General features: G+C 35.6%; 9 protein-coding genes. 3 read left to right on the forward strand and 6 right to left on the reverse strand.

All coding sequences use genetic code 11. From position 1 onward, the window contains the following. Window positions 1–122: 122 nt before the first annotated feature. Both Q0Q99_RS03845 and Q0Q99_RS03850 read right to left on the reverse strand, forming a co-directional pair. On the reverse strand, window positions 123–671 hold the full coding sequence (locus tag Q0Q99_RS03845) for an acyltransferase family protein (RefSeq protein ID WP_293891706.1): 549 nt from the start codon (window positions 669–671) through the stop codon (window positions 123–125). Further along, complete coding sequence (locus Q0Q99_RS03850) at window positions 661–1,797, reverse strand: acyltransferase (RefSeq protein WP_293891709.1); 1,137 nt, start codon at window positions 1,795–1,797, stop codon at window positions 661–663. The genes Q0Q99_RS03845 and Q0Q99_RS03850 overlap by 11 nt, the downstream gene beginning before the upstream one ends. Window positions 1,798–1,820: 23 nt before the next feature. Between Q0Q99_RS03850 and Q0Q99_RS03855 the strand changes: the two genes are divergently transcribed. Next, window positions 1,821–2,954 carry a hypothetical protein gene (locus Q0Q99_RS03855; RefSeq protein WP_293891712.1) on the forward strand — a complete coding sequence of 378 codons (1,134 nt, stop codon included), beginning with the start codon at window positions 1,821–1,823 and terminating at the stop codon, window positions 2,952–2,954. Between the two features lie 140 nt (window positions 2,955–3,094). On the opposite strand, the gene Q0Q99_RS03860 is transcribed toward Q0Q99_RS03855, so the two are convergent. The 3 genes from Q0Q99_RS03860 to Q0Q99_RS03870 form a co-directional block, all read right to left on the reverse strand. Continuing rightward, window positions 3,095–4,048 carry a MoxR family ATPase gene (locus Q0Q99_RS03860; protein ID WP_293891715.1) on the reverse strand — a complete coding sequence of 318 codons (954 nt, stop codon included), beginning with the start codon at window positions 4,046–4,048 and terminating at the stop codon, window positions 3,095–3,097. A gap of 55 nt (window positions 4,049–4,103) precedes the next feature. Further along, complete coding sequence (locus tag Q0Q99_RS03865; RefSeq protein ID WP_293891718.1) at window positions 4,104–5,510, reverse strand: peptidylprolyl isomerase; 1,407 nt, start codon at window positions 5,508–5,510, stop codon at window positions 4,104–4,106. Between the two features lie 81 nt (window positions 5,511–5,591). After that, window positions 5,592–7,553 (reverse strand): peptidylprolyl isomerase, encoded by a 1,962-nt coding sequence (locus tag Q0Q99_RS03870; RefSeq protein WP_293891721.1) that lies wholly within the window; start codon window positions 7,551–7,553, stop codon window positions 5,592–5,594. A 230-nt stretch (window positions 7,554–7,783) separates the two neighbouring features. Between Q0Q99_RS03870 and Q0Q99_RS03875 the strand changes: the two genes are divergently transcribed. Both Q0Q99_RS03875 and Q0Q99_RS03880 read left to right on the forward strand, forming a co-directional pair. Continuing rightward, the gene (locus tag Q0Q99_RS03875) at window positions 7,784–9,373 is read left to right on the forward strand and encodes a peptide chain release factor 3 (RefSeq protein ID WP_293891724.1); all 1,590 of its coding nucleotides are present in this window, start codon (window positions 7,784–7,786) and stop codon (window positions 9,371–9,373) included. A gap of 75 nt (window positions 9,374–9,448) precedes the next feature. Next, window positions 9,449–9,658: a hypothetical protein gene (locus Q0Q99_RS03880; protein ID WP_293891727.1), complete on the forward strand. Its 210-nt coding sequence runs from the start codon at window positions 9,449–9,451 to the stop codon at window positions 9,656–9,658. Between the two features lie 97 nt (window positions 9,659–9,755). Here the strand turns inward: Q0Q99_RS03880 and Q0Q99_RS03885 are convergent. After that, window positions 9,756–12,790, reverse strand: a 3,035-nt coding sequence (locus tag Q0Q99_RS03885) for a T9SS sorting signal type C domain-containing protein (RefSeq protein WP_293891730.1), incomplete at its 5' end; no start/stop codon positions are given.

Here is a 12,790-nt window from a genome sequence, read left to right on the forward strand (position 1 = left end):
TCTAAAACTCTAAAATAATTTTTTACTATATTTGACATAGATATTGGTTTGTTTGGCGACATCAAGATACTGAATTTCAGTATCTTGACTAATATCTAATCAATTTATTTTACTTCAAATAATTACACCCAACGGGTTATCAATAACAAAATAATACATAGAAAGAACCTCTTTTTATTTTTGGGTTTATAAAAAACTGAAAATAGTAAAAGCGAGATTGGTAAAACCATATAAGCCCATTCTTCAACAGATAAACTCCATGATTCGGGGAAAAAAGTTGACATTTTGTAGAATCCATTTTGTAGAAAAATAAAATAAAGCCCTAATTTAGGCATGGAATATCCTAAAGTGAAAGTAATTATTATGTTTATAATCAGTATTAAAAAGTAATTAGGCAAGGTTCTAAACCATCTTCTTTTTAAGAAATGCAGGGCACTTTTTATGGTGTAATCATCTTTGATATAAATACCATAAAGTATTCTTCCAATTAAAAAACCACTCAACACGAAGAAAAACTCCACACCCAAAAATCCAAATAGGGCAAAAAGTTGTCTGATTAGTCCATCATTTGGATTATAAATCCATAAAATATGTGAACACAAAACCATGCTGATTGCCATGGCGCGCATTAAATCTAATCCAAAAATCCTCGGCTTAGCGTTATTTGTCATTCAACTTTAAATTTTTTGTTCGGAATTCATTAATCGGTTTTTCGAAATAATTATAAAAGAGATAACTCAACCCTACTGTAATTAACACATAAAAGACAGTAAAAAAATGCAATTGCCATAAGCTGAAATTCCTGGTGTCGATAAAATATTTAAGTAGAAAAAGCACCAAACTATAATGTAGCAAATAGACAGAATAGGCAATATTACAAATGAATTTAATGCCTTTTCCAATTGTTTCTGAAGGTGTTTTCCAACTCAATAAAAAAGGAATAAACATACAAATAGCCAAAGAAAGCAAAGGGAAACAGCATATATTCCAGAACCAGGAAGCATTGGTTAATCTAAATTTAAAAACTATAATACAGGAAGCCATAAACATCAATAACAAAACACCCGAGACTAAAAACCATCTCCTTTTTGCCAGTATAAATCCTTTATAATAATAATTAAAAAAGCCAAAAAGAACGCCTATCAAAACCGAGTCAATCCTATAAACAACAACGGAACGAATCTCAAAGCTCCATCGTTTTAAATCTAAATTATTGGAATGCAGATCATAATATAATTTTATAAAAAATGTGGCGATTATTAACCCAAAGATAACCGTTAAAAACAAGACTTCTTTGGAACCTTTAACAAACGACTTAGAAAGAACCAGCAATAGAAACACCACAAAAATATAACCCATTTCTTTAACGGGCAAACTCCAGGATTCAGGGAAAAAAGCGGGAATTGGTGAACTAAAATTTTGTATCAGCAAAGGGTATTTCCAAACTTCTGAAACAGAAAAACCAAAGAACAAATAAATTATGGTAAGGATGAGAATTACCAAATAATAGCTTGGTAAAACTCGCATCAATCTTCTTGATACAAATAAAGCGGCATCTTTCAGGCTATAATTTTCATGAAGAAATTGCTTGTAAAGTATGCCTCCAATTAAAAATCCGCTCAGCACAATGAACATTTCTACACCCAAAAAACCGCTTGCATCCTGCAATTTTCCAAGAATTCCATTCGAATTATAAATCCAGGAACAATGAGAAAACAATAGTAAACTTATAGAAAGTGCCCGCAAAAAATCCAATCCAAAGAATCTTTTTGCACTTATTTGTTTTCTATCGTTCATATAAAAATGTAAATTTGACAACCATGAGAAAATCAAAGATATATAAAATTTTAGGAGTTCTAATTTTGCTAACCATTATTGGTGGCGGAATTTGGTATTGGCAATTACCCAACCGTCACAAAGCCATTGTCAAATCATTTTTATTTGAAAAATTAGGCATCGTAAATCCAAATTGGAAGGTTGAAAACAAGTCAGAAACCTATAAAATGATTTCGCCCGAGTTTTATATTGATGGCATTTACAAATCGATGGAAGGCCCGAAATCTTCCAATTATGTGCAGCTTTCACAAGATTCAACATTGCTTTGGCTAACCAGTTTTCATGTAAAGGCGATTGACAGCAAATCTTTGCAGACTATCTCAAAGGATTTTATTTGCCATACGAATATTGATTTCAATGATGTGAATTATTATAGTTCATTACATTTAGAAAAACGGATTGGTAAGCAATATCCGCGACTGACATCACTTTCCCATGGTATGGAAAATTTTAGTTTTCCTGAAGGTTATGGTGTTCCTATGAAAGGAAATGAGTTCTTATATGTAACGACACAATCTTTAAATCACAATCTTCCTGACGCTAATTTTTGGATGCGACATGAAGTTGACATCCACTATTCAAGGCAGAAAAATTTGAAACCCTTGATGAGCCGAACGGCTTTTATTATGCTGCCGTTTAACCAATCTGATCCATATAAATCGCCTTTAGATCCCGGAAAGAATCAATGCATTCCGGCTGAAACAAAAAACCACACGTATGGTGATGGCCATGGTAACAAACTCTCAGGGCATTGGGTAATTCCTGTTGGAAAAAACTCGTATAGAAGTTCGGTGAATAGTCAACTGGGAATTCAGGATAGTCTGCGTCTGCATGCTGCGGCAATTCATGTCCATCCGTTTGCTACGAAAATTTCATTATTTGATAAAACAGCAAACAAAGCCATTTTCACCAGCAAGATTGTAAATCATAAAGGAAAAACTGGCTTAACCAGCATAGCACCTTTTTCATCTGTAGAAGGTATTTGGCTCTACAAAAAGCATGATTATGAAATTGTTTTGGAAGTAAATAACACAACTGCTATCGACCAAGATATGATGGGAAGCATGTTTTTATTTTTCTACGATAAAGAGCTGGATGACTTACTTAAGAAGAAGTAAAAAATGTTGCGCAAGAAACGGAAGATTATTCGGCAACAAATGATCAATCGTTGCTGAACAATTAATCGGTTTATCAGCACTAACTGAAAACGTCTATTTATACCTATCAAAAGTAGCTTGTTTTTCGGAGAAAACTAAGGTTACAATAATTTACCGATAATCATTTCTTCGGTAATTCCTTCGGCGTCTGCTTTGTAGTTTTTAATAATTCTGTGACGAAGAATTCCTGTTGCTACTGCTTTTACATCTTCAATATCCGGAGAAAATTTTCCGTTGAAAGCGGCATTGGCTTTGGCAGCCAGAATCAAATTCTGCGAAGCTCTTGGTCCTGCTCCCCAATCGATATAATTTTTAATATAATCGTTAGACAAAGGATTGTTTGGACGTGTTTTACTTACTAGCGTAACAGCATATTCAATCACGTTATCGGCCACTGGGATTCTGCGAACCAAATGCTGAAAATCAATGATTTCCTGTGCAGTAAATAACGGATTAATGGTCGGACTTTTATCCGATGTGGTGCTTTTTACTACATCAACTTCTTCCGAAAAAGATGGATAATCCAACTTGATAGCAAACATAAAACGGTCTAATTGCGCTTCAGGCAAAGGATACGTTCCTTCCTGCTCAATTGGATTTTGGGTTGCCAAAACAAAATAAGGCAAATCTAATTTATAATTCTGACCCGCAATAGTTACCGAACGTTCCTGCATCGCTTCCAACAAAGCTGCCTGTGTTTTTGGCGGCGTTCTGTTAATCTCATCGGCTAAAATAATGTTGGCAAAGATTGGCCCTTTGATAAACTTAAACTGACGGCTTTCATCCAGAATTTCACTTCCTAAAATATCCGAAGGCATCAAATCGGGTGTGAACTGTATTCTTTTAAAATCCAATCCCAGTGCTTGTGAAATAGTATTCACCATTAGTGTTTTAGCCAAACCGGGAACGCCTACTAAAAGCGCATGTCCGCCGGAAAAAATGCTTAGTAAAATTTGATCAATCACATCATCCTGACCTACAATTATCTTAGCAATTTCTTTTTTGAGCTCAATTCTTTTTTGAACTAATTTTTGAACGGCGGTAACATCTGACATTTTTCTTAATATTAGGATTAAGGAACAAGTATTCCAATAATCTGAATTTATGTATTTATTTTTTCAACCAATTGTTAGTAAAAGTACAATCTTTATACTCACCGTTAATTTTTATATAGGTTTCCTTAATTTTTTCATCGGTCCATTTGGCAATGGCTTTGATTTGTTTTTCTTTTAGCGCCAAATCTTTAATTTTTACATAATCCCGCGCATAGTCGGCTGTGTGCTGATCAATTCTATCAGTCACGGTAATGATTTTATATTTTTTTCCGGTTTTAAGATCATCATCTAAAATTGGAGCAGTTATCGCTTTATCTTTCAAATTAGAAACCTCACTGTACAAACTCGGATCCATTTTGGTTAATTCAAAGTGCGTGTCCTGTGTTTTAGGATTAATCAAAACGCCACCATTAGCACGTGTTTCTTTCTCATCAGACATTGTTCTTGCGGCATCGGCAAAAGTAATTTCACTGTTTTCGATTTTTCTTTTTATTAAAAGAATTTTCTCTTTTGCATCTTTCAAAGCCTGCTCCGAAACTTTTGGCATCATCAAAATATGCCTTAACTCTACTTCCTGGCCTTTTATTTTCTCAACCATAATAATGTGATAACCGTATTCTGTTTCGAACGGTTCAGAAATTTCCCCTTCGCCTAATGAAAAAGCAACATCTTTAAATTCTTTTACAAATTGGGTTTTTCTATTGATTTTATAGAATCCGCCACTAGATGCAGAACCTCTGTCATCAGAATAAATTACGGCTCTTGTCTTGAAACTGGCTCCGCCTAAGACTTCCGCCTTAATTTCCTTTAACCTTGTAATTACTCTTTGTTTTTCTTCTTCAGAAATTTTCGGAGCCACAACAATTTGCGCAACTTCCATTTCGGCACCAAAAACCGGCAAATCACTTTCAGGGATGGCTTTAAAGAAATTACGCGTTTCTTCCGGAGTAATTTCCACACCATCAATAATTTTCTTCTGCATTTCTGCACCCAGTTTATTCATTTTAATGATGTCAAATAATTCAGTTCGGAATTCGTCTTCAGTATTTTTCTTGAAATATTGAACCACTTTATCCATTGAACCGAGTTGTTCCACCATATAATTTACCTGCTCATTCAGTTTTTCCTTGATTTCTTCATCCTTGATGATGATACTGTCCTGAACCGCCTGATGCGCATACAATTTATCCTCTAATAATTTCCCCAGCATTTGACAACGGGTAATATCCTTTATAGAATTTCCCTGGCTTGATAATTCTAAATAAGATTTATCAATGTCAGAATCAAGTATAATATAATCGCCTACTGTTGCAATAACACCATCAATTTTTTGCTTTTTAAAGGAAGTTGTTACAGGCTTCGTTTTCACTGAATCTTTAATAATTTCCTGTGCGTTGGCAAAACAAACTGTACAAAGAATTGTTATAATTGCAGCGTTAAGTTTGTTAATGGTATATTTCATAATCATTGTTTTTAATGGTATCATCGGTGATATCCTTTTCAAATTTTTTAATCAATTCTATTTTTTTTTGTTCAGCAGAACTTATTTCAGCTGTTTTTTTACGCCTTCAAAAACATCAGTATTAATTTTTACGGTAAACTCCTTTTTTAAATCATCAACCCATCGTTGCTCTAAATATTGCTGATAATCGTTGACCATTTTCCCTTTGGATTCTTCGAGTGTCTTAACATCTTCGGGCAATATCTTATCTACTTTGGTAACAAAATAATACTCGCCTTCCTTAAAAACTTCAGAAACACCCAGATTATACTTCATTGTTTTTGGCAATGCATCACTTCCTTCTTCAAAAACACCGCTGTTGGTCATTACATTTATTACATTGTCAACATTCAATTTGTATTTAATAGCTTGTGACTTCTCATTTTTTTTCAAAAACGCCTGTGCTTTTTTAATCATATCTTCTTTCGTGGAAGATGCAATGGTAACGTCAACCCTTTTCTTCCACATATGCTCCATTTTATGTTCATCATAAAACTTTTTCAAACCAATAGTATCGGTTTTGGCGCGATCCCAGATTTCTTTTTCCATTAAATCAAAAAGCAATAATCCATCGCGATATTCTTCCATGACATTTGAAAACTCTGGAAATTCTGTTTCTAGGTTTTCATCATAATATGCCGTCAATTGTTCATCCAAAAATTTATCGTACGAAGCGTCAACTAATTTTGACAATGGTTTTGTTTTCAAACCTGCTTTTTGTTGTTTGTCCAAGAAATCCAAAAATGCTTTTCCATCAATTTTCTTAGCATTAATAGTCAACAAAGTCGCAGTAAAGTCATTGGCATTTACAGGAAGTGTCCATTTTGACTCATAGAATTCGTTGGTTACCAATTTTGAAATTAGGCCATATTGCTTGGCATCTCTTTTATAAGTGTATTTTTTTCGGAGTTTTTCGTTTAATGAAGCTGTAATTTTCTTAGATCTATCATCTTTTCCAATTTTAGTCTCCAATTCATTTCTCATTTCGTCTATTGATTTTACCGGATGCTTTTCTATCAGCTTGACAATGTGCCAACCGAAATCAGATTGGAATGGTTTAGACATATCTCCAACTTTAACAAGCGAAAAAGCAGTATTTTCAAATTCTTCAGAACTTAATTGTCCGGAACCAAATTTATTCAACACGCCACCTTTAGAAGCAGAAGACTTGTCTTCAGAGAATTGTTTGGCTAAATCTTCAAATTTTTCCCCTTGCTGGATTTTTTTATAAATTTCGTTGATGGTCTTTTCAGCATTTTTTTCGGCTTCTTCAGGTTTTGGTTTTAAAATCATAATGTGAGCCACCGTAATTTCGCCACGATTGGCTCTTATATCATTAACTTTTAAAATATGATATCCGAAACGAGTTCTAATTATTTTAGAGATTTTTCCTTTTTGAGTAGTGTATGCCGCACTTTCAAATGGGTAAACCATTCTGAAAGCTGTGAAATAACCCAAATCACCTTTATTTTCTTTGGCTGATGGATCTTCCGAATATTGAACCGCTAAGTTTTCGAAATCTTCACCGGCTAGAGCTTTTTTGCTAATATCTTCAATTTTTTTGTATGCCTTCAACGTGTCTTCCGGCGAAGCATTTTCATCAACCAAAACAAGAATGTGCGAAGCCCTGATTTCTTTTTGAAGGCGGTTATACCCTTCGTCCACAAGTTCTTCAGTAATTTTGGTGTCGTTAAAATAGTTTTTGGCTAATTGCGTTCGGTATGATTTTAACTCGTTTTGATACTGTGTCCCATTTTGTAAACCAAGTTTATAGGCTTTGCTCACTTTTAATTTATATCCAACAAAAAGTTGTAAATATTGATTTAAATCCTTTTGGGAATCATCTTTAACCAAATCTAAATTTTTCTTATAAATCCTCGAGAATTCATCTGTATAATAAGGTTTCTCATTGATGGTAAACAAAACTTCCTTTGTATTATTTTGTGCAATGCCTGCAAAGGATATTAAAAAAAACAACCCTAAATAAAACTGTCTAAAACTCATTTCTATTAAAAATTTCAATTAAATTCTGTATTTATTGATTGACCAAAATCACTTTTGAAAAGCAACCTAACAATCAACAAAAATAACAATTCAAACACATTATCCAACTATCACGACTAGTATTAACAAAATTTTATTAACACGAAAAAACTATAGAAAGATTTGAAATGTTAACCATGCCAAAATAATCGGTAAATAATAGTATTTTTGCAACCAATTTATTAAAAATCATGAGTTTTTTAAAAGAGATAGAACGTCGCAGAACCTTTGGAATTATTTCGCATCCGGATGCCGGAAAAACCACGCTCACGGAAAAATTATTGCTATTTGGAGGTGCTATTCAGGAAGCTGGCGCAGTTAAAAACAATAAAATCAAAAAAGGCGCGACTTCCGATTTCATGGAAATTGAGCGCCAAAGAGGAATTTCGGTATCTACTTCGGTTTTAGCATTTAACTATCAGGGGAAGAAAATCAATATTCTGGATACACCGGGACACAAGGATTTTGCTGAAGATACATTCAGAACATTAACTGCTGTCGATAGTGTTATTGTGGTAATTGACGTTGCCAAAGGTGTTGAGGAACAAACAGAAAAATTAGTGGCGGTTTGTAGAATGCGTCACATTCCGATTATCGTTTTTATCAATAAGTTAGATAGAGAAGGAAAAGATGCCTTTGATTTGATGGATGAAGTGGAACAGAAACTAGGTTTGAGTGTTACACCCTTGAGTTTCCCAATCGGAATGGGTTATGACTTTCAGGGAATTTATAACATTTGGGAACACAACATAAATCTATTCAGTGGAGATAGCCGCAAAAACATTGAAGATACTATTGCTTTTTCAGATATTGAAAGTCCGGAACTGGAAAAAATTATTGGGCAAAAACCAGCGGTTAAACTACGGGAAGAACTTGAATTAATTTCGGAAGTTTATCCGGCTTTTGACAGGGAACAATACCTGGCAGGTAATTTACAGCCGGTATTTTTCGGATCTGCCTTGAATAATTTTGGAGTCAGGGAATTGCTGGATTGTTTTGTTGAAATTGCTCCGGCGCCAAGACCAAAGGAATCAGAAACACGCTTGGTAAAACCCGAAGAACAAAAAATGGCAGGTTTTGTTTTCAAAATCCATGCTAATATGGACCCAAAACACCGCGATAGACTAGCGTTTGTAAAAATTGTTTCGGGAACCTTTGAGCGAAACAAACCCTACATGCACGTAAGGCTGAACAAGAATCTAAAATTCTCCAGTCCAAATGCCTTTTTTGCAGAGAAAAAAGAAATTGTTGACATCTCTTATCCTGGCGATATTGTTGGTTTACACGATACAGGGAATTTTAAAATTGGCGATACATTAACCGAGGGAGAAATAATGAGTTTCAAAGGAATTCCAAGTTTCTCACCGGAACATTTCAGATATATCAATAATGCTGACCCATTAAAGTCAAAACAACTAGACAAAGGAATTGACCAGTTAATGGATGAAGGTGTAGCGCAATTGTTTACATTAGAAATGAACAATCGAAAAGTTATTGGGACTGTTGGCGCACTTCAGTATGAAGTAATTCAATACCGTTTAGAGCATGAATATGGCGCCAAATGCAGCTATGAAAACTTTCCTGTACACAAAGCGTGCTGGGTTCAGCCAACCGATCCAAAAAGCGAAGAATTCAGGGAATTTAAGAGAATTAAACAAAAATTCCTGGCTCATGACAAATATGGCCAATTGGTCTTTTTGGCTGATTCAGAGTTCACAATACAAATGACCCAAAGCAAGTTTCCTAATGTTAAATTATTGTTCACTTCCGAGTTTGATTAATTAACTTTAATAAAACGGCTATTGTTTTTTACTTCTAAAAATGATTACTATATTTACCTTTTGAAATAAAATGTTATGAAAAACCTACTGAAATTATATTTATTTATTTTTGTATTAATGTTTGATTTTGTGGCTTTTGCACAACCTGGAGATAATGTTGGAGGCGGCGGCCTTGAAGGAGGTGATCCGCTACCAGCACCAATAAATGGAAAAATTTTTCTATTAGCATTTGCGGGATTATGCTTTGTAATTTATACTTTAAGAAAAGCTAAAAAAGCAATTTAATATTACCAAAAAGTAGTTCCTTTTTTATATCTCAAACAAAAATCCACCACTTTAAAGTGATGGATTTTTTTTATCTATTCTATTTTTGCGACTTCGATTATCTGACTACTTTTTTGGTAACCGTTATTCCATCATCAGAGGTGATTTGAACCAATAGCACTTCGTTTGCCAATCCTCCTTTTATTGTAGTTTGACTTGCGTTGATAGCTGTTTTTTCTTCAATCAATCTGCCTCTTATGTCAAATACTTTAACCGAAGACATAATGATATTACCTGTATTTACAACAAATTCGTCATTGTGACTATAGATAACTACATTGTTAGCGGTAAAGATTGGATTTTCAGTTCCTAATGGTAATGCGTAAACAATTTCAAAACGGTTGGCAAATATTCCTGCGTCGGATGCAAAAGAATAAGCACCTGTATTCAAATTATGAATAGTAGTTGTCAAATTATCTTTCAGATAGATTGATTGAGATCCGGCTGAAAATAACCCATCAACATGGTCAATAGCTATCGTATAATTCCCTGCCATCGTAACTTTAAAGTTTAGAGGCACAATATCATTAGCATCAAAAGGTAAAGTTCTTCCCTGAATAGCGTATGGTACTGCATTAATTAAGGAAGTCAAAGCAATTTCTCCATCATTAATATACTTTCCGTCAATGGCAGCATCAACACCTTGAGTAGCATTGGTAATATAACCAACCATAGTTTGAGAGAATAATCCGCCTGTGTTAGTTGCGTTTAACCATATTCTGTTTCTTTCAATAGAAGTAGTTGATTGCGTATTTGATGATCTGAAAAATTGATTAGCGTGATTATCAACTCTCATTGTATTATCAAAATTAACAGTTCCGCTTCCAGTTCCTTCAACAAAGAATCCTTGACCTGTTTGAATAACATCCATCGGATCAAATACTTGGGCTTCGTTGTTGGTAACAAAACCACCTGTTGTCCAGGTACAATAACTTGGGCTCAAGGCGTTGTTGGTTTTTCTCCAAAAATATAATGCTCCGGTTATTGTCGAACTGTTATTGATATCACCCACAAAAGCCACCGCATCTATAGGAGATGGATATGGATTGCCCACTAAATTGAATCGTTGCCCAGCACCACCGTCCAATAACGTATAGCTATAATTACCGTTATTTGGAACTCCGGTAAATGAACCTGTCCATATAGCACCTGTCGTAGAATGAGTGTTCGGCACACGTATTAAATATCCTTTTGCTGTATCAAAGTTAGTCGTTGATGGACTTGGCACTGCTACATAAATATTAGCAGCCGTTGCAGGAGATACAATAGTTTGTGTATTATAAGTATAAAAACGTGTGTCTAATGTTCCTGGAGAAAATGCTTTCAATTTCTGATTCGCAACAGGAGATGACCATAAAGTATAATCCAGTCTTTTCAAAAACGAACTATTCCTTTTTATAATAATTGCACCCGAGTTGGTGTTTGTCGAACCGCTTTGTATCAAATTGGCATTATTATTAAATGTAACAAAACTTCCTACATTAGCTGTTAATGAACCTCTCAAAGTAACAGTATCTCCCGATGAAATCACTACCGTTGCTCCGTTATTGACCGTTAGCGAACAGGCATCGATATTTCCCGCTGAAGTATAAGAACTTGCAATTACAGCTGACGTGCTCGAATCGGGAGCTCCAATACTCCACGCTCCACTACTCCATGTTGTTGTATTAATATCAACACTGGTAGCTACTGAATAAACCTCAGGACAAACACCATTTTGAATTACTGCTCTAAATTGAGTTGTCTGTGTTAATGTACCTGACGTATATGTTGTAGTGGTATTCACAATAGTTGTCCACGAGGTAAAAGGGCTAACTGAATATTCCCAACGAATTATACTGCCTGTGTAACCCGACAACATCAAAAGGCCGCTTGTAGTACCCGAACAAATTGCTGTTCCACCAGTAACGGATCCACCAACTGATGTATCATTTACAGTGATTAAAACTGATGAAGATTCTTCAGTATTACAAGAACCATTTTGAACAACCGCCCTGAAATAAGTATCTTGAGTCAAACTTCCAATTGTAGCTCCAGTGAGTGTTGTTGAAGTTACAATTATATCCGTCGGTGATGTAAAACTTACATCCAAAGAAGATTCCCATTTAATTACAGAACCTGTATGTCCCGATAAAGTCAAATCGGACGGTTGTGTTCCTGAGCAAATAGTTTGGTTCGAAGAAACAGTGCCTCCCACAGTAGTAGCATCCACAGTTACTGTCCACGTTCCCAAAGAAACCGTTGGGGTAGTATTACAGGTGCCATCTTTAGCATAACGTCTGTAACTTGTCGTTGTCGTTAATCCTGCCGGTGGTAAATAAGTGGCACTTATTGCTCCTGAAATAGCAGCGGTATAACCATCTGCTGATGAACGCCATGAATACGTGATAGAACTATCTCCGCCACTGGCTGCAGTGGCACTGCCGATAGTGATCACTGGATTGCCTCCATTACAGATAGTTTCTCCTGGAGTATTGATCGCTCCTGGAGTGAAAGCCGCATTTACTGTTACTGTCCAGGTTCCTGAGGAAACCGTTGGGGTAGTATTACAGGTGCCATCATTGGCATAACGTCTGTAACTTGTCGTTGTCGTTAATCCTGCAGGTGGTAAATAAGTGGCACTTGTCGCTCCTGAAATAGCAGCGGTATAACCATCTGCTGATGAACGCCATGAATAGGTGATAGAACCATCTCCGCCACTTGCTGCGGTGGTACTGCCAATAGTGATGACTGGAGTGCCTCCATTACATATAGTTTCTCCAGTAGTATTGATAGCTCCTGGTGTGAAAGCGGCGTTTACTGTTACTGTCCAGGTTCCTGAGGAAACCGTTGGGGTAGTATTACAGGTACCGTCATTGGCATAACGTCTGTAACTTGTCGTTGTCGTTAATCCTGCCGGTGGTAAATAAGTGGCACTTATTGCTCCTGAAATAGCAGCGGTATAACCATCTGCTGATGAACGCCATGAATACGTGATAGAACTATCTCCGCCACTCGCTGCAGTTGTGCTGCCAATAGTTATTGCCGGAGTACCTCCATTACAGATAGTTTCTCCTGTAGTATTGATCGCTCCTGGAGTGAAAGCGGCGTTTA

Origin of the sequence: Flavobacterium sp. (assembly GCF_025352425.1) — a bacterium.
In the GTDB taxonomy this organism is placed as follows: Bacteria; Bacteroidota; Bacteroidia; order Flavobacteriales; family Flavobacteriaceae; genus Flavobacterium.